This window comes from Streptosporangium sp. NPDC023615 (genome assembly GCF_040640155.1).
GTDB lineage: Bacteria > Actinomycetota > Actinomycetes > Streptosporangiales > Streptosporangiaceae > Streptosporangium.
In genome coordinates, this window is record NZ_JBFABE010000001.1 from 211,357 (window position 1) to 229,378 (window position 18,022).

Below are 18,022 nucleotides of genomic sequence, written 5' to 3' on the forward strand. Positions count from 1 at the left end.
CGTGACCTTGTGGTCTCATATTGTCCACTTGTGTCGTGATTGAGGAGTAGCGAGAGCGGTGACGACGGCCACATCCGAGAGTGCTCGGCCTGCTGCGTCCGGCGCGTCCGGCCGCCCCCGGCGGCTCGCCGCCCGCTTCGGCCTGAGGAACTGGCGGGTGCGCTCGCGCCTCACGGCCCTGATCCTGGTCCCGACCGCGGTGGGCGTCGTGCTCGCCGGGGCGCGCGTGGTGGCCTCGGTCGAGGACGTGTCCGGACACCGGCGGACCGCCGCCGCGGCGGAGCACTCCGACACCCTCCGCGCTCTCGCCCAGGGGCTCGGATCGGAACGTGACAGGGGGGCCTGGGCGTCCTTCCAGCCCTCCAACGCGAGCCTGAAGGCGAACGCGGAGGCCCAGCGCAGGGCGGTGGACGCCCTGGTCGCGAAGGCGCTGCCGGCCCTGGCGACCATCGACGCCTCCTACGGGAGCCGGGTCGTGGAGGCCGCCAAGGACGCGACGTACCAGCTCAAGGGCCTGGAGGAGCTGCGCGGGCTGCCGGGCACCGCCCGCTTGGAACGATACAGGTTCATGATCTCCCCGCTGCTCCGGCTGCACGAGGAGCTCACGCTGGTCAGCGACGACTCGGAGATCATCGGCAACACCCGCGCGCTCAGCGCGCTGGCGTACGCCAAGGAGGAGGTCTCCCGGCAGCGCGTCCGCCTGCTGGCGGGTTACTACGCGCCCTCGCTGATCGACGCGCAGGAGATCGAGGAGTTCATCGCCTCACGCTCCCGCATGGGGGAGTTCACGGCGGACTTCGGCGTCGAGGCGAGCCCGGCCAACAGCAGGCTCCTGGCCGCCGCGCTGATCGACGAGCGGGCGCACCGGGCCGAGCTGACCAAGGCCAGGGTGATCGCGCTCGCCGGGAATCCCGCCCACACCGGGCGGCTGCTCTCGGACTTCAACGAGGTCAGGCAGTGGTTCTCGGACAACGCCACGATCCTGGAGCGCATGCGCAAGGTCGAGACCGAGGTCGCCGCCGCCGTGGTCATCCGGGCCCGCATGCTGGAGGAGACCGAGCAACGCGACGCGATCATCACGTCCGCGCTGATCCTCCTGATGCTCCTGCTGGTCCTCGGCCTGACGATCGTCATCGCCCGCTCGATGGTGGCGCCGCTGCGCCGGCTCCGGGCCGAGGCGCTGGAGGTGGCGGGCTTCAGGCTTCCCGACGCCGTGCGCCGGCTGCGGCTCTCCGGCGAGACGCGGACGCCCGACGTCGCCCCCATCTCCGTCGAGACCGGCGACGAGATCGGCGAGGTCGCCCGCGCCTTCGACGAGGTCCACCGGCAGGCGGTCCGGCTGGCCGCCGAGGAGTCCGAGCTCCGCTCCAACATCAGCGCCATGTTCGTCAACCTGTCGCGCCGTACGCAGACCCTGGTCGAGCGGCAGATCTCCCTGATCGACGGCCTGGAGAAGGGCGAGGAGAACGGCGGCCGGCTGGCCGACCTGTTCCGCCTCGACCACCTGGCCACCCGGATGCGGCGCAACTCCGAGAACCTCCTGGTCCTCGCCGGTCACGAGCCGGCCCGCAGGCGCAGCCGGCCGGCCAAGCTCATCGACGTCGTGCGCGCCTCCCTGTCGGAGGTCGAGGGCTACGAGCGGGTCCAGGTCAAGGTGCACCGGACGATCTCGATCACGGGCGCCGCCGCCAACGACATCGTCCACCTGGTGGCCGAGCTGGTGGAGAACGCCATCCAGTTCTCGCCCAGGGAGAGCCCGATCACGGTCTCCAGCAGCATGATCGAGGGGGGCGGGGCGCTGCTCGCGGTCAGCGACCCGGGCATCGGCATGACGCAGGAGGAGCTCTTCGAGGTCAACCGCCGCCTGGCCGACCCACCCGTCGTCGACGTCTCGGTGTCGCGGCGGATGGGGCTGTTCGTGGTCGGCCGCCTGGCGCTGCGCCACGGCGTCCGGGTCCAGCTCCGCCCGCAGGAGGGCGGCGGCACCGTCGCCATGGTGCTGTTCCCGGCGGAGATCGTGATCCAGGAGGTCCGGCCGGTGCGGACCCCCTCCTGGGGCGCGGATCAGGGCACGTCGCACGATCTCGGGTCCCAGCCGCAGGCGGGCGCGCTCCCCGCGGCCGCGCGGGACTCGTTCGGGCGGTCCTCGTACGAGCAGCCGTTCGGGCAGGGCTCGTCCGGGGAGGCCTCGCTGCCCGGCGGCTCCTCGTTCGGGCGGGATCCGCTGCCGGTCGAGCACACGCCGCAGGAGTGGGCGGCGCCCGCGGGGGTGACGGGCGACGGACCGCCCCTGCCCAGGCGGGGGGCCGGCGGCGCCGGCGGCAACGGTAACGGGCACGTCCCGGCGCCGGTCGATCCGGGCCGGTCCTCGTACGCGTACGGCGAGAGCGCGGAGGCGCTGCCGGCGGCGAGCGTCTCCCCGTTCGAGGCCGAGCAGGAGGAGTACCTGCCCATCTTCGCCTCGATCGAGTCGGCCTGGTTCCGCCGGGCGGGCGAGCAGGGCGAGCAGGGCGAGCAGGGCGAGCAGGGCGAGCAGGGCGGCGAGGAGGAGGGGGGCCGGCCGGTGGAGGTCCCGTCCTCCGGTCCCGGGACGGACGCCGCCTACGGGACGGGGCCGGACGAGGGGGAGGAGCGGACCCCCGCGTCCGGTGTGCCGGTCCGCGATCCGTCGTCCCCGGCGGCCCACGAGCCGGACGGGGAAACGGCGGCACGGGAGGACGACGGCCGGGACGGCTGGAGCACCCCCGCCGACGCGGGCTGGCAGGCCGCACGGGCGGCGAGCGACCCCTCACTCGGCGGGATCACCGCGGCGGGCCTGCCCAAGCGCACGCCCCGCGCGAACCTGGTGCCGGGAACCGCCGCGGCGCCCTCCTCCCCCGTGCCGTCGCTCTCGCCCGAGAGGGCGCGCAGCCGGCTGTCGAGTTTCCAGCAAGGTGTGCGGCGGGGCCGCGCCGAAGTAGTCGAGACCACCACCGGGCGACCGGGGGACAGGGAGGAGGGCTCGTGACGCCCCTGAGTCATGAGGCGCGCAGGTTCGACTGGTTGATCACCGAGTTCGTCCGGGGCACGCCCGGTGTCGCGCACGCGGTGTGCGTCTCCGCCGACGGGCTGAGGATCGCGAGCTCGGAGGGGTTCCCGGGGGACAGGGCCGACCAGCTCGCCGCCGTCGCGGCCGGTCTGCTCAGCCTGACCGTGGGGGCCTCCAGGGTGTTCGAGGGGGGTGCGGTCACCCAGACCGTGGTGGAGATGGAGCGGGGCCTGTTGCTGGTGATGGCCATCAGCGACGGTTCCTGTCTCGCCGTGCTGGCCTCGCCCGACTGCGACATGGGCCTGGTGGCGTACCAGATGACGCTGCTCGTCGAGCGGGTGGGGCAGGTGCTCACCCCGGCGCTCCGCGCCGAGCTGCAGTCGGCCCGGGGCCGTTAGTGGCCGCCTCCGGCCCGCCGGCGGGGCAGGCCCGTGCTCGGGAGTGACGCGGCCGGGGACGACGAGCCCCTGTTCCGCCCGTACGCCGTCACCGGCGGCAGGTCCGAGCCCCGTTTCCACCTGGCGATCGAGACACTGGTCTCCTCCTCCTTCATCATGGAGGAGGATCTGGCTCTGCTCACACCGGAGCAGGATGCCATCATCGGACTCTGCCGCTCGTACCGTTCGGTCGCCGAGATATCGGCGTTGCTGAGGGTTCCGCTCGGCGTGGCCAGGGTGTTGGTGGCGGATATGGTCGACGAGGGTCTCGTCCGGATCCACCAGCCGCATCTCGACGAGGGACGACCGGATCTCAACATGCTCGAAAGGGTGCTCAGTGGACTTCGCAGGCTCTAGCCAGGGCGGCCTGACGTCGACAAAGATCGTTGTCGCGGGTGGGTTCGGCGTCGGCAAGACCACGTTCGTCGGGTCGGTGTCGGAGATCGTGCCGCTGACCACCGAGGCGGTCATGACCGACGCCAGCGCCGGGGTCGACGACCTGGGGCTGACGCCGCACAAGACCACCACGACGGTGGCGATGGACTTCGGCCGGCTGTCGCTGGATCGCGACCTGATCCTGTACCTGTTCGGCACGCCCGGCCAGCACCGGTTCTGGTTCATGTGGGACGACCTGGTCCGCGGCGCGATCGGCGCGGTGGTCCTGATCGACACGCGGCGGCTGGCCGACGGCTTCCCCGCGATCGACTACTTCGAGGAGGCCAGGCTCCCCTTCGTCGTCGGCATCAACGGCTGGAACGGGGAGTTCCCCCACGACGAGGAGGAGGTGCGCGAGGCGCTGACGCTGGCCCCGCACGTCCCGGTCGTGCGGACCGACGCCCGTTCCCGGGAGTCCGTCAAGGGCACGCTGATCACCCTGGTCGAGCACGTGCTGCGGGTCCGCACGGCGTACGGGACCTCGGTGTAGGACCCGCGGGCGGGGCGGCCTCGGCCGGGTCCGGCGGTCGCGCGGGCCCGCCGGCGGTTCGCGCCCGGCCGCGCCGGTGCGTCAGTTCGTCGGCTCGGGGGTGAGCCACCAGCGGGCCGCGACGAGTTCGGGCACCAGCGTCTCGGTCAGCAGCGCGACGTCGGGGTCGTCGTCGTGCCGGTAGCGGATCGAGGCCGCGGCACCGGGCAGGTCGCCGCCGACGGTCAGGACGGTCGAATTCCGCTGCCGGATCCAGTCCATGGCCTGCTCGTCGTACCGGGAACCGGGGAACAGGACGGCGCGGTAGTCGAGGGTCTTGGTGAGGTAGACGTCCACGTGGGCCCAGTCGCCGGTCTCGCAGGCGTCGGCGGGCCTGCGCGGGCCCTCGCGGAACATCAGGGCCGACTGCTCGGCGGAGGACAGGCGCTCGGCCGGGGCGATCGTGTAGACGCCGTGCGGGCCGTCGAGCAGGGCCGCCGCGTCCTCCAGCCACTCCCCGCGCCGGTCCAGCAGGTCGGCGGTGGCCTCGGCGGTACGCAGCAGCAGGCCGGGCACGTCCAGGACGGAGCCGGTGAGGCGCGCGGTGAGCGCCAGCAGCAGGGCCAGGGTGTGCTGGAAGGTCCGGCAGGACACGCCGCCGCGCTCCTCGCCCGCGAGCATCGGCACCACCAGGTCGGCGCCCTCGGTGACGGGGGAGTCCGGGGCGTTGGTCAGCGCGAGCACGAGGGAGCGGCCCCGGTGGCGGGCGACCGCGTCCAGGGTCTCCCGGCTGCCGCCGGTGGCGGAGATCGCGACCACCAGGGTCCCGGGACCGGGCGGGTAGGACGACGCGGCGGAGGCGTACTCGGCCACCGCGTCCACCCCCGCCGCCCGCAGCCGCAGCGCGGCCACCCGGGCGGCGTAGCGGGAGCTGCCCATGCCCAGCAGGAGCACCCGCCGGACCGGCGCGGGGATCGACGGGAACGGGTCGCCCTCCGCCAGGGCGTCGGCCAGGCGGGCCAGCGCCGTGGGCTTGGCCTCCAGGTCGGCGAGGTAGAGGTCGGGGATCACGTGCTCTCCTTCGTCGGGAACGCGGGCGCGGGCACCGGCCGGGACCGGGGGACGGCGGGGGCGGCGGGGGAACCGGGGGCGGTGAAGGCACCGAGGGGGGCGGGGGCGCCGGTGGCGCCGGGGGAGGGGGTCACGGGTATCGGGAGCGCAGCACGCCCATCGGGGCGTAGCGCCAGCGGGGCAGGTGCCGGGCGGCGTAGACCAGCTCGCGGCACTCCTGTTCGATCTCGAAGGCGCCCAGCAGGGAACGGTCCAGCGGGGCGGCGTGCCCCAGCGCGGTCAGGCGCTCCCGGTAGGCGCCCTCCAGGGCGGCGCGGGACGCGGCGGCCCATCCGGCGATCTCCGAGGGGGAGGCGCCGCGGCGCAGGATCGCGACCTGGCCGACGTGTTCGAGGCTCGTGGTGAGCTGGGCGAGGTCGCGGGCGGCGGGCTGGAAGGGGTCGGCGCCGGTGACGGTCGGGTTCCCGTCGAAGTCGATCACCGCGTACCCGTCCCGCCAGCGGAGCACCTGGCCGACGTGCAGGTCGCCGTGGATGCGGATCAGCGGGACGGGGCCCGGGGAGCTCAGCGGGGCCAGGGCCGCGCGGAGCGTGCCGGCGCGGGCGGCCAGCCAGTCGCCGTCCTCGCCGCCGGTCAGGGCGAGCGCCTCCCGCAGCGCCTCCTCCGCCCGGAGCCACCAGGGGCTCTGCCCGGCGGCGGGTACGGGCGCGGCGCGGCGCACCGGGTCGGGGAGGACGGGTGAGGGGGTCGCCATGGCCGCGTGCAGGTCGGCGGCGAGGGCGCCCAGGTCCGCGGCGAAGGCGGTGGTGCCCGCGACGGCCTCGTCCACGCACCACTCCCAGCCGTCCCGGGCGCCGGGCAGGTAGGCGGTGACCAGGGCCACCAGCGACTCGGAGCCGTCGGCGGCGCGGCGCGAGACGGACGCGTACGGGGTGGCGGTCGCGGTGAAGCCGGTCGCCGTCAGGTGGGCGAACACCTCGGGCGCGGGCTGGGGGAACGGCGCGGGCGGGGTGAGCCACTTGACCACCACCCGCTCGCCGACGACCACGGAGCGGTTGGTCTGATCGACGTCGAAGCCACGCTCGGCCGCTCCGGGGGCCCCGGGGGCCTGGGGTGACGATGACGATTGAGTGTCGATTGAAAGACGCTCGTGGATCGCGTCGGGGAGCGGCCGGAAGTGCCGCACGGCGAACGGACCGGTCTTCTCGCAGGTCAGAGCGGTGAGCAGGGCGGCGGTCCGTCCGTCGCCGGCCTCGGGAACCGTGTCCAACTTGTCCCAGATTGAACATGGATTTAACAAGCGGACCAAACTTTCCAGGGGTGATGTCGGGGGCAGTCTTGCTCAAGTTAATGTTGACTGCAACACTCCTGCTTTGGTCTGCCGTGTCCCCTCACGGCCGGTCTACCCCACTTACCTGATTTCTTAAGGAGTAGCGGCCGTGCCCCGCACTCACATCCGTCGTCTCCCGGCCGCCGCCCTGGCCGCCGGTCTCGCGCTCGCGATCTCGGCCTGTGGCGGGGAGTCCCCCGACACCGCCGCCGCTCCCGCCGCGGAAGCCTCCTCGGCGCAGCTCGACCCGAACGCCGACCTGTCCAAGCAGAGCGTCACGGTCACCGTCTGGGACGGCTACACCCCCAAGGAACTGGCCACCGAGGTCAAGGCCAAGCTCAAGACCGACCTCAAGGTGACGTTGCACGACACCAACGAGGCGGCCATGGCGAAGCTGACCAGCGGGGCCGACACCGGTCTCGACGTGGCCTTCGTCTCCGGCCAGTACGCCCAGGCCCTCAACGAGGCCGGCCTGCTGGAGCCGCTGCACCCCGAGCTGATCCCCAACCTCGCGAACCTCTACCCCGAGGCCAAGGAACTCTCCTACGACAAGGGCAACGTCTTCTCGGTCCCCTACACCTGGGGCACCACCGGTATCTGCTACCGGACCGACCTGGTGAAGAATGCCCCCACGAGTTGGAACGATCTGCTCGACCCGCCCGCCGAGGCGCTCAAGAAGGTCACCATGATGACCACCGAGCGCTGGCTGGCCCTGCCCGCCATCAAGGCGCTGGGCTACTCGGTCAACACCAGGAGCGACGACGAGATCGCCAAGGTGAAGGCCAAGCTGCTGGAGGCCAAGCCGAAGCTGCTGGGCTACGACGACACGACGTTCGGCGACAAGCTCAAGAGCGGCGAGGCCGTGATGGTCGAGGCGTGGGACGGCTGGTGCCCGACCACCGAGAAGAACATCAAGTTCGCGGTGCCCAAGGAGGGCAGCGACCTGTGGGTGGACACCATGGTCGTGCTGAAGTCCTCCAAGAACAAGGAGGCGGCGCACGCCTTCATCAACTACATCCTGGACCCGAAGGTGCACGGCTGGGCCGCGGAGAACATCCTCTACAAGGTCCCGAACAAGGCCGCCATGGACGCCATGGACGCCAAGCTCAAGGCCGCCAACGCCCCGCTCCAGATGACCCCGTCCGACCTGCTCAAGGGTGAGTCGATCATCGACCTGGGCGAGGACTCGGTGAAGTTCACCAGGCTCGCGACCGAGGTCGCGACCAAGCAGTGACGCGTTCCACCGTTTCCGGCGCGTCCGTGAGATCACGGGCGCGCCGTTCGCGCGCCCTGGGAAGACTCGTCTTCCTGGGGCCCGGCCTGACGTACCTGATCGTCCTGATGCTGATCCCGCTGGTGCTGCTGATCGGCTTCACGCTGTTCCGCAGGGGCCGTTTCGGCGGTGTCGTCTACGAGGTGACCGGGGAGAACTTCACCCGGCTGTTGGACCCGCTCTACCTGGAGGTGCTGGTCGGCTCGGTGAAGCTGGCCGGCCTCGCGACGCTGATCACCCTGCTGATCGGCTACCCGACGGCCTACCTGATCGCCCGGTTGCCCGGGAAGTGGAAGACGATCGCGCTGGTCGCGATCGTGCTGCCGTTCTGGACGAACTTCCTGATCCGCATCTACGCCTGGATCGTGCTGCTGAGCGGTCCCGGCCTGGTCAACAGCGCGCTGCTGGACATGGGGCTGATCGACAAGCCGCTGGAGCTGCTCTACAACCAGGGCACGATCGTCGTCGGCCTGGTCTACTCCTACCTGCCGCTGATGGTGCTGCCGCTGTACGCGGCGATCGAGCGGCTGGACCCCCAGCTCCGCGAGGCCTCGGCCAACCTCGGCGCCTCGCCGGCGCGCACGTTCGCGTCGGTGACGCTGCCGCTGACCCTGCCGGGCGTCCTCACCGGCTGCCTGTTCGTGTTCGTGCCGAGTTTCGGCAACTTCATCATCCCCGAGCTGCTCGGCGGCGGCCGTTCCATCATGGTCGGCAACCTGATCAGGGACCAGTTCCTCAAGGCGCGCGACTGGCCGTTCGGGTCCACCCTGGTGCTGGCGCTGCTGGCCGTGCTGGTCGTCCTGCTGCTGCTGCAGGCCTGGAGTGCCCGACGTGCGTAGATCCCGCCTGCTGTACGTGCCCTTCTGGGTGTCGTACGTCTTCCTGTACACGCCGATCGTCGTGCTGGTGGCGATGTCGTTCAACGCCGGCGAGTCCCCTTACGTCCACGAGGGGTTCAGCCTCGACTGGTACGGCGTGCTCGCCCAGAACGAGAGGATCCGCGAGGGCCTGGTCAACACGCTGATCGTGGCCGTGGGCTCCACCGCGCTGGCCACGGTGCTGGGCACCCTGCTGGCCGTGGGCCTGGTCCGCCACACCCGGTCGCGGACGCTGGACGCGGTCGGCATGCTGCCGGCGATCCTGCCGGACCTGGTGCTCGGCATCGGCCTGCTGGTCTTCTACGCCACGATCCGCTCGACCCTGGGCCTGCACTCGGTGCTGCTGGCGCACACCGTGTTCGGCACGGCGTTCGTCACCGCGGTGGTCCGCACCCGCCTCACCCACGCCGACACCTCCCTGGAGGAGGCGTCCAGGGACCTGGGCGCGACCCCGCTGACCACGTTCGCCCGCGTCACGCTGCCTCAGCTCGCGCCGGGCATCGTGGCCGGGGCGCTGCTGGCGTTCACGCTGTCCATCGACGAGTTCGTCATCGCGTTCTTCACGTCGGCCCCCACCACGCCGACCCTGCCCATCGTCATCTACTCAATGGTCCGCTTCGGGGTCACCCCTGAGATCAACGCGCTGGCCACGCTGCTGCTGCTCGTGAGCTTCACCGTGGTGATCGTGGCCCAGCGGATGACCCGACTGACGGAGTCCCTGTCCTGATGCTGAAGATCACGGGAGTCAGCCGCCGGTTCGGCGACGTCACGGCGCTGTCGGACGTCTCCCTGGAGATCCGGCAGGGCGAGTTCTTCGCGCTGCTGGGCCCCAGCGGGTGCGGCAAGACGACGCTGCTGCGGATCCTGGCGGGCTTCGAGTCGCCCGACGAGGGCACCGTCACGCTCGACGGCGAGGACCTGCTCGCCAGGCCGGCCCACCGCCGCCCGGTCAACCTGATGTTCCAGTCCTACGCGCTGTTCCCGCACATGACCGTGGCCAAGAACGTCGCCTACGGCCTGGAGCGGGAGCGGCTGGACCGCTCCGAGGTGCGCCGCCGGGTCGGCGAGGTGCTGGAGAAGGTCGGCCTCGGCGCGATGGCCGGGCGCAGGCCGCAGCAGCTGTCGGGCGGTCAGCGGCAACGGGTCGCGCTGGCCCGCGCGATCGTCAAGCGCCCGCGCCTGCTGCTGCTGGACGAGCCCCTGTCGGCGCTGGACAAGAAGGTCCGCGCGGAGATGCAGCTGGAGCTCAAGCGGCTGCAGGACGAGGTCGGCATCACCTTCGTCGTGGTCACCCACGACCAGGAGGAGGCCATGTCGCTGGCCGACCGGATCGCGGTCTTCGACACCGGGCGCGTCGAGCAGGTGGACGCCCCCGTCGAGCTGTACGAGCGCCCGCGCACCCCGTTCGTCGCCGGTTTCGTCGGCGCCAACAACCTCTTCGCCGGCCGGGCCTGCTCGGTGGGCCTGGCCGCGGACGGCCTCGGCGTCCTGCCCGGCGTGTCCACGATGCCCGACGGCACGCCCGCGCTGCTCGCCGTGCGTCCCGAGCGCCTGAGGCTCGGCGCCGAGGGCGTGCTGCGCGGCGAGGTCGTCGACGTGAGCTTCTACGGCGGCGTCTCGCACGTGTCGGTCCTGGTCGCCGGACGTCCGGCGCCGGTCCTGGTGGCCGTGCAGGGGGCCACGCGGGTCCGGGCGGGCTCGCCGGTGGCGCTCGGCTGGGCGGACGCGGACGGGGTGCTGGTCCCTCAATGAGACGACTTGAGCGGGTGACCCGTCGCGGTCCTGGCGTAGTCGAGGATGAGGTCCGCCGCCTCCTGCGGGCCGATCACCGGGTGGCGGGCCGTTATGCGGTAGCCGTACGCGTCCTCGAGCGCGACCAGGTTGCGGGCGACGGTCAGGCAGTCGCCGGAGAGCGTGAAGGCCCCCAGGGCGGCGCCGGTGTCCAGGATGCTCTGGTAGAGCGAGACCTGCCGGTCGTAGAGGGTGGTCAGCAGCAGCGCGTACATCCTGTTGCGGGGCGCGGCGCCGCCGAGCTCGTTGAGCAGCCGCACGTCCGGGTCGTCCGGGCCGTGGGGCAGCCCGGAGCGGACGGTGACCACCAGCTTCTCCGCGGGGTCGCGCATCCCGGCGATCCGCTTGAGCCTCTGCTCGTAGAAGCGCTCCATCCCGGCGTGGTGGGCGTCGACCAGCAGCTCGCTGAGACGGGGGTAGTGGTAGAGGACGGCCCCGGAGGTGAGCCCGGCCTCCTCGGCGACGTGGTTGAGGTGCACTCCCTCGGTGCCGTGCCTGATGATCGCGCGGTGTGCGGCCGCGATGAGATCCAGGCGTCTGTCCGCCCGTCCCTTGCGCGTCATGCTTCCCCGCTCTTCGAAGAGCACGCTCTGTGCCGGGGTCCATAGTGACCCTTTCCCAGCGTTTTTACCAGCCGCGATTTACACCGTTTTTCAAAAGCCGTAACCCCCTAGACGCAAGGAGGCGTGATGTCTCTCACGATCCTGTTCATGCCGGAGAGTGCCTACGGGCCGACGAACAATTGCATCGGCATCGGTGACATTCTTCGCCGGCGCGGGCACCGGGTCGTCTTCGCCGCCGAGGCCTCCTGGAAGGGGAAACTGGAGGCGCTCGGATTCGAGGAGGACCTGGTCGATCTCGCGCCCCCCTCCGAGGAGGAGCAGGACGCCGGGCAGTTCTGGAAGGACTTCATCAGGGACACCGCCCCGGAATACCGCAAGTCCACGCGGGAACAACTCGAGACCGTCACCAAGCCGATCTGGGACGCCCTCATCGACGGCGCCAGGTACAGCGAGCCTCGGTTGAGGGAGATCATCGAGCGCGTCCGCCCGGACGTCATCGTCGAGGACAACGTCATCACGTTCCCGGCGCTGCTGACGGCCGGGAAGCCGTTCGTGCGCATCGTCTCGTGCAACCCGCTGGAGGTGCGCGGCGAGGGCGTCCCCCCGGTCTTCTCCGGGCTGCCCGCCGCCGACCGCTCGGAGTGGGAGGCCTTCGGCGCCGAGTACGACCGCACCCACCGTGAGATCTGGACCGCCTTCAACGAGTGGGTCGTCGCCCAGGGCGCCCCGCCCCTGCCCGACCTGGACTTCATCCACGAGGGCGACCTCAACCTGTACGTCTTCCCCGAGCTCCTCGACTACACGGACGCCCGCCCGCTGGGCGACACCTGGCACCGGCTGGACTCCTCGGTCCGCGAGACCGAGGGGGAGTTCGAGCTGCCCGCCTCGCTGGCCGCCCGTGAAGGCGCGCTCGTCTACTTCTCGCTGGGCTCGCTCGGCTCGGCGGACGTCTCCCTGATGCAGCGGGTGATCGACGTGCTGGCCGGCACCCCGTACCGCTTCATCGTCTCGATGGGCCCGCTGCACGAGGAGATCAAGCTCGCCGGCAACATGTGGGGGGCCGAGTTCGTGCCGCAGACCACGATCATCCCCATGGTCGACCTGGTCATCACGCACGGCGGCAACAACACCGTGACCGAGGCGCTGCACTTCGGCAAGCCGATGATCCTGCTGCCGCTCTTCTGGGACCAGTACGACAACGCCCAGCGCGTCCACGAGCTCGGCTACGGCGTGCGGCTGGCCACCTACGCCTTCGCCGACGAGGAGCTGACCGGCGCGCTGGAGCGCCTGCTGGGCGACACCGCGCTGCGCGAGCGCCTGGCCGCCGCGGGCGCGGAGATCCGCGGGCGCGACGGCCTGCGCAGGGCCGCCGACCTGATCGAGCGGGCCGGCGCCTGACGGCCCCTCACCCCATCACCACGGAAGAGGCCCCATGGGTACGTTGATCAACCCCGCGACCGGCGAGTCCCTGCCGCGCGCGGCCGACACCCCGGTCGCCGGGGTGGCCGCCGCGGTGCGGCGGGCACGCGCCGCGTTCGAGGAGTGGGGCGCGCTGATCCCGGCCGAGCGGGCCAGGGTGCTGCTGCGCCTGGCCGACCTCGTCGAGGCCGACGCCGAGGAGCTCACCCGGCTGGAGGTCGCCGAGACGGGCAAGCCCGCCGCGGTCTTCCGCGACGGCGAGCTGCCGTTCGCCGCGGACAACCTCCGCTTCTTCGCCGGGGCGGCCCGTTCGCTGGACGGCACCGGGGCGGGCGTGTTCAGCGCCGGCTACACCTCGGTCATGGTGCGCCGCCCGGTCGGCGTCGTGGGCTCGATCGCCCCGTGGAACTTCCCCCTGGTGATGGCGGTGTGGAAGGTCGGCCCGGCGCTCGCCGCCGGGAACGCCGTGGTGATCAAGCCCGCGCCGCAGACGCCGGGCACCACGCTGCGGCTGGCGGAGCTGTTCGCCCGCGCCGGCGCCCCCGAGGGGCTGCTGCAGGTCGTGCTGGGCGACGCCGAGGTGGGCCAGGCGCTCGTCACCGACCCGGGCGTGGACATGGTGAGCGTCACCGGCTCCACCGAGACCGGCCGCGCCGTGATGCGCGGCGCGACGGGCTCGCTGAAGCGGGTCCACCTGGAACTCGGCGGCAAGGCCCCGGCGCTGGTCTTCGACGACGCCGACCTGGCCGCGATGGCCACGGGCGTGGCGATGGGCGCCACCTACAACACCGGCCAGGACTGCACGGCCGCGACGCGCGTCTACATCTCGCGCGGGGTGTACGACGAGGCGGTCGAGGCGTTGCGCGCGACGCTGGAGCGCGTCCGGCCCGGCGACCCCTGGGACCCGGCCTCCGACATCGGGCCGCTGATCTCGGCCGGTCACCGTGAGCGCGTGCACGGGTTCGTCGAGCGCGCGGTCGCGCGGGGCGCCTCGGTGCTGTGCGGCGGCGCGCCCCTGGAGGGACCCGGCTTCTACTACCCGCCCACGCTGGTGGCCGGGGCCGCCCAGGACAGCGAGGTCGTCCAGGGCGAGCTCTTCGGCCCGGTGCTGGTCGCCCTGCCCTTCGACGGGGAGGACGAGGCGGTACGGCTCGCCAACGACACCCCCTACGGGCTCGCCTCCTCGGTCTGGTCCGGTGACGTCTCCAGGGCGCTGCGCGTCTCGCACCGCCTGGACGTCGGCGTGACCTGGGTCAACGACCACCTGCCCATCGCCTCGGAGGCGCCGCACGGCGGGGTCAAGGGCAGCGGTTTCGGCAAGGACATGAGCCAGGAGGCGGTCGGGGAGTACTCGGTGACCCGCCACCTGATGATCAAACACCAGGCGCCGGAGGTGAGGGATTCCTTTCGACCAGCCTGAAATCTTTGATACGGTGGGTCCCTTTTACGGGTGTCCGTCGGTGCTTACTCCATTCGAAGTGACATAAAGGATGTGCTCAAATTGCTTCCGCCGCTTCCCAGTCCGGCGAGGGGTTACGTAGGCCAGTGAAGACACAAGACCACCGGAACCACCGGGCGTCGGGAATGGGCAGCCGTCTCCTGCCGGCGAACTGGCGTGTGCGGCCCCGCCTGGTCGCGCTGATCCTGCTCCCGACCGCCGCCGCCGTACTGCTCACCGGCCTGCAGCTCACCACCGCCCTGTCCACGGCCGGCGAGTACCGCCGGATGACCGAGGTCGCCTCGCTCGTCGAGTCGCTCGGCACCCTCTCCCACGAGATGGCCGAGGAACGCGACCTGACCGCCTGGTACGTCGCCAGCAGCACCCGCGCCCGGCTCGCCAACGTCAGGGAGCAGCGCGCGGTGGTCGACCGGACCAGCGAGCAGGTGAAGGACGCCATCGACGCCCTGGAGCAGTCCCAGGCGGCCCGCATCCGCCTCGAGGCCGCCCAGGTGCGCCGCTGGCTGAACGGCCTCCCCGGCCTGCGCAGGCTGATGACCGACGGCAGCGTGCTGCCCCGCGCGGCCCTCGGCATGTACAGCCGGATGATCACCGACTTCATCACCCTCCACGACGACCTGGGCCGCAGCGGCGGCGACGAGCGCCTCATCGGCGACGCGCTCGCGCTGGGCGCGCTGAGCCGCGCCAAGGAGCAGGTCGCCCGGCAGCGCGGCACCCTGCTGGTCAGCTTCCTGGACCGCAAGTTCGACTTCGACGACCCGGCCGACCTGCTGGGCGCGTACCGCAGCCAGCAGAGCGAGGAGAACGCCTTCCGGGCGACCGCCGCCACCGGTCAGATCCAGCAGCTCGGCACGGTGGTCGGCGGCACGCAGGTCATCCAGGCCAACAGCATGCGCACCCTGGTCATGTCGCTCATGCGGGAGAACAAGCCGCTGGAGCGCATCGGCCCGAGCTGGCTGCGCAGCGCCGACGTCTGGTACAACGCCGTCTCCGCCGAGGTGAACGGCATGCGGACCGTCGAGCGCGGCCTGGCCGCCTCGGTGGTCGCCCGCAGCCAGGCGCTGGAGAGCGCCGAGCAGCGCAGCGCCATCATCTCCGGCGCCTCGATCCTGGTCCTGCTCGTGCTGATCCTGCTCATCACCGCCTGGGTGGCCGGCACGCTCGTGCGGCCGCTGCGCAAGCTGCGCAGCGAGGCGCTCGAGGTGGCCGGCAGCCGGCTCCCCGAGACCGTCCGCGTGCTGCGGGAGTCGGGCGACCACGCCCCGGACGTCGAGGTGCCCTCCATCGGGGTGGCCTCCCGCGACGAGATCGGGGAAGTGGCCCGCGCCTTCGACGAGGTCCACCGCGAGGCCATCCGGCTGGCGGGCGACGAGGCCCGGCTGCGCAGCAACATCAACTCGATGTTCGTCAACCTCTCCCGGCGCACCCAGTCGCTGGTGGAACGCCAGATCGACCTCATCGACGACCTGGAGCAGGGCGAGCAGGACGAGGGCCGGCTGGGCAGCCTCTTCAAGCTGGACCACCTGGCCACCCGCATGCGCCGCAACTCCGAGAACCTGCTGGTCCTCGCCGGTCAGGAACAGAGCCGCCGCTGGAGCGAGCCGGTCCCGCTGAGCGACGTGGTCCGCGCCTCGCTGTCGGAGGTCGAGAACTACGAGCGGGTCAACCTCCGGGTCGAGTCGGGCACCTCGATCATCGGCCAGGCCGTCAACGACATCGTCCACCTGATCGCGGAGCTGGTGGAGAACGCGATCTTCTTCTCGCCGCAGGACACCAAGGTCACGGTGACCAGCAACGGCAACGAGACGGGCGCCGTCATCCTGGCGGTCACCGACTCCGGCATCGGCATGAGCGACGAGGAACTGGCCGAGGCCAACCGGCGGCTGGCCGAGCCCCCCGCGGTGGACCTGTCGGTCTCCCGGCGGATGGGCCTGTTCGTGGTCGGCCGCCTGGCCATGCGCCACGGCATCAGGGTCCAGCTCAGGCGGCCGGAGACCGGCGGGCTGAGCGCCGTCGTGCTGCTGCCCGCGCAGGTGGTGGCCCAGGCCACCGCGATGCCGGAGATGGCCATGGCGGGGCAGGGCGGGCCGTCCGGCTCCTTCGGCGGGTCCGGCATCCCGTTCGGGTCCGCGCCCGTCGCCGACCCGTTCGCCTCGATGAACCCCGACCCGTTCGGCACGGCCGGACGGTCCGACGCGTTCGGCTCGGCGCGCAGGCCCGACCCGTTCGCCCCGGTCCCCGCCGCCGGCACGTTCGGCGCGCCCGGTCCGGACCAGAACCCCGACCCGTTCGCCTCGGTCCCCGGTTCCGGCACGTTCGGCGCGCCGCAGCGGCCCGACCCGTTCGCCTCCGCGCCCGGCGGTGATCCGTTCGCCTCGGCGCCCGGCGCCGACCCGTTCGCCTCCGCGCCCGGTTCCGGTGCGTTCGGCGCCGGGAACGCCGGCCGGCCCCCGGACGGGAACGGGCAGCCCTCGCCGGCGTTCGGCCAGGCCTCCGCCGACCTCTGGTCGGGGCCGACGGCCTCGGCCTCGGCGGTGGAGGACATGTGGTCGGCGCCGCTGACGGCGGCCCCGCCCCCGTCCGCCCCGTCGTTCCCCTCGGCCTGGCCGGAGCCGTCCCCGTCCGATCCGTGGGCGGCGCGGCGGCCCGAACCGCTGGACAGCACCCAGGCCCTGCCCGCGGTGGACTTCTCGTCGACCGAGCCCGAGCCCGAGGAGTTCCTGCCGATCTTCGCGGCGGTGGGATCCGACTGGTTCCGCACCCCCGCGCCCGCCGTCCCCGAGGCGGAGCAGGACCACGACGCCGAGCCGGGACGGGCCCACGGGCAGGAGGCGTCCGGCGGACCCGTCACCGAGCAGGCCGCCGGGCAGACGTCCGGGCAGACGTCCGGACAGACGTCCGGACAGGGCGCCCAGTCCGTCGGCGAGGGCAGGCCGCGGCCGCTGGAGCAGCGGGTCAGGCGAGGCCCGCAGGGACTCGAGACCCAGAACTTCCCGCAGATCTCGCACCCGTCCCCGTCCTCGGTGTCTTCGGCGTCGCAGCCGCTTCCGCAGCGTCAGCCCAGGCAGCTCCAGCAGCCGTCGCAGGGCGCGCCGCAGGCTCCGCGGCAGCCGGAGCCGCTCAGGGCGGCCGCGCCCGCCGACAGGCAGCCGTGGAGCAGCCCCTCCGACCAGGGGTGGGCCGCCGCCGAGGTCGCCAAGAAGCCCGTGGAGGGCGGCGTGACCGGAGCCGGGCTGCCCAAGCGGGTGCCCAAGGCGAACCTCGTCCCCGGTTCCGCCTCGACGGCCGCGCCGGCGCCCGCCGCGCCGATGCCGCCGATCTCGGCCGAACGGGTGCGCAGTCGTCTGTCCAGTTTCCAGCAAGGCGTACGGCAGGGACGCGCCGAGATGAGTGAGCGCGCCAACGCCGTCGAGGGAGAGAACCAGCAGTGAACAACCAACTCAGCCAGGCCGCCCGCGGCTTCAACTGGCTGATCACCGAGTTCGTCAAGGAGATGCCGGGGGTGGCGCACGCGGTGATCGTCTCCGCGGACGGGCTTCCACTGGCCTACTCCCAGGGCTTTCCCCGGGACCGGGCGGACCAGCTCGCCGCGATCACGGCCGGTCTGATCAGCCTCACCCAGGGCGCCTCGCGCGTCTTCGAGGGCGGCCCCGTGGCACAGACGGTGATCGAGATGCAGCGGGGCCTGCTGCTGACGATGTCCATCAGCGACGGTTCCGCGCTGGCCGTGCTGGCCTCGCCGGACTGCGACATGGGCCTCGTGGCCTACCAGATGACCTTGCTCGCAGAACGTGCCGGTCAGGCGCTCACGCCTGCTCTCCGCGCCGAGCTGCAGTCGGTACAGCGATAGGGGGGTGATATGGACGCAC

At 72.2% G+C, this 18,022-nt stretch carries 14 protein-coding genes and 1 pseudogene; 12 read left to right on the forward strand and 3 right to left on the reverse strand.

Features of this window, described 5'->3' with window-relative positions; all coding sequences use genetic code 11:
• The first annotated feature begins 58 nt into the window (after positions 1–58).
• Genes AB0G16_RS00935 through AB0G16_RS00950 form a run of 4 tightly spaced genes read left to right on the forward strand, consistent with a single transcriptional unit; the run spans position 59 to position 4,390 of the window.
• Positions 59–3,007, forward strand: coding sequence for a nitrate- and nitrite sensing domain-containing protein (locus AB0G16_RS00935; RefSeq protein ID WP_362797028.1), 2,949 nt, complete (start codon positions 59–61; stop codon positions 3,005–3,007).
• A gap of 5 nt (positions 3,008–3,012) precedes the next feature.
• On the forward strand, positions 3,013–3,426 hold the full coding sequence (locus AB0G16_RS00940; protein ID WP_362797141.1) for a roadblock/LC7 domain-containing protein: 414 nt from the start codon (positions 3,013–3,015) through the stop codon (positions 3,424–3,426).
• Positions 3,427–3,459: 33 nt separating this feature from the next.
• Positions 3,460–3,822: a DUF742 domain-containing protein gene (locus tag AB0G16_RS00945; protein ID WP_362797029.1), complete on the forward strand. Its 363-nt coding sequence runs from the start codon at positions 3,460–3,462 to the stop codon at positions 3,820–3,822.
• Positions 3,803–4,390 carry an ATP/GTP-binding protein gene (locus AB0G16_RS00950; RefSeq protein WP_362797030.1) on the forward strand — a complete coding sequence of 196 codons (588 nt, stop codon included), beginning with the start codon at positions 3,803–3,805 and terminating at the stop codon, positions 4,388–4,390. The genes AB0G16_RS00945 and AB0G16_RS00950 overlap by 20 nt, the downstream gene beginning before the upstream one ends.
• 81 nt (positions 4,391–4,471) lie before the next feature.
• On the opposite strand, the gene AB0G16_RS00955 is transcribed toward AB0G16_RS00950, so the two are convergent.
• Positions 4,472–5,440, reverse strand: coding sequence for an SIS domain-containing protein (locus tag AB0G16_RS00955; protein WP_362797031.1), 969 nt, complete (start codon positions 5,438–5,440; stop codon positions 4,472–4,474).
• A gap of 130 nt (positions 5,441–5,570) precedes the next feature.
• The gene (locus tag AB0G16_RS00960; RefSeq protein WP_362797032.1) at positions 5,571–6,710 is read right to left on the reverse strand and encodes a hypothetical protein; all 1,140 of its coding nucleotides are present in this window, start codon (positions 6,708–6,710) and stop codon (positions 5,571–5,573) included.
• A 169-nt stretch (positions 6,711–6,879) separates the two neighbouring features.
• Between AB0G16_RS00960 and AB0G16_RS00965 the strand changes: the two genes are divergently transcribed.
• Genes AB0G16_RS00965 through AB0G16_RS00980 form a run of 4 tightly spaced genes read left to right on the forward strand, consistent with a single transcriptional unit; the run spans position 6,880 to position 10,673 of the window.
• Positions 6,880–8,004: a spermidine/putrescine ABC transporter substrate-binding protein gene (locus AB0G16_RS00965; RefSeq protein WP_362797033.1), complete on the forward strand. Its 1,125-nt coding sequence runs from the start codon at positions 6,880–6,882 to the stop codon at positions 8,002–8,004.
• 26 nt (positions 8,005–8,030) lie between these two features.
• The gene (locus AB0G16_RS00970) at positions 8,031–8,882 is read left to right on the forward strand and encodes an ABC transporter permease (RefSeq protein WP_362797034.1); all 852 of its coding nucleotides are present in this window, start codon (positions 8,031–8,033) and stop codon (positions 8,880–8,882) included.
• Positions 8,875–9,648, forward strand: coding sequence for an ABC transporter permease (locus tag AB0G16_RS00975; RefSeq protein ID WP_362797035.1), 774 nt, complete (start codon positions 8,875–8,877; stop codon positions 9,646–9,648). The genes AB0G16_RS00970 and AB0G16_RS00975 overlap by 8 nt, the downstream gene beginning before the upstream one ends.
• A complete protein-coding gene (locus AB0G16_RS00980) occupies positions 9,648–10,673 on the forward strand; it encodes an ABC transporter ATP-binding protein (protein ID WP_362797036.1) in 1,026 nt (341 codons plus the stop codon). The genes AB0G16_RS00975 and AB0G16_RS00980 overlap by 1 nt, the downstream gene beginning before the upstream one ends.
• Here AB0G16_RS00980 and AB0G16_RS00985 read toward each other — a convergent pair.
• Positions 10,667–11,275: a TetR family transcriptional regulator gene (locus AB0G16_RS00985; RefSeq protein WP_362797037.1), complete on the reverse strand. Its 609-nt coding sequence runs from the start codon at positions 11,273–11,275 to the stop codon at positions 10,667–10,669. The genes AB0G16_RS00980 and AB0G16_RS00985 overlap by 7 nt on opposite strands.
• A 126-nt stretch (positions 11,276–11,401) precedes the next feature.
• Between AB0G16_RS00985 and AB0G16_RS00990 the strand changes: the two genes are divergently transcribed.
• The 4 genes and pseudogenes from AB0G16_RS00990 (at position 11,402) to AB0G16_RS01005 (ending at position 18,003) form a co-directional block, all read left to right on the forward strand.
• Positions 11,402–12,673, forward strand: a complete 1,272-nt coding sequence (locus tag AB0G16_RS00990) for a glycosyltransferase (protein ID WP_362797038.1) — start codon at positions 11,402–11,404, stop codon at positions 12,671–12,673.
• A gap of 31 nt (positions 12,674–12,704) precedes the next feature.
• Positions 12,705–14,114: pseudogene (locus tag AB0G16_RS00995) on the forward strand (aminobutyraldehyde dehydrogenase); the annotation flags it as partial.
• A 164-nt stretch (positions 14,115–14,278) separates the two neighbouring features.
• Positions 14,279–17,584, forward strand: a complete 3,306-nt coding sequence (locus AB0G16_RS01000) for a nitrate- and nitrite sensing domain-containing protein (RefSeq protein WP_362797039.1) — start codon at positions 14,279–14,281, stop codon at positions 17,582–17,584.
• Entirely contained in the window at positions 17,581–18,003 is a 423-nt protein-coding gene (locus tag AB0G16_RS01005) for a roadblock/LC7 domain-containing protein (protein WP_307562194.1), read from the forward strand. The genes AB0G16_RS01000 and AB0G16_RS01005 overlap by 4 nt, the downstream gene beginning before the upstream one ends.
• The last annotated feature ends 19 nt before the right edge of the window (positions 18,004–18,022 follow it).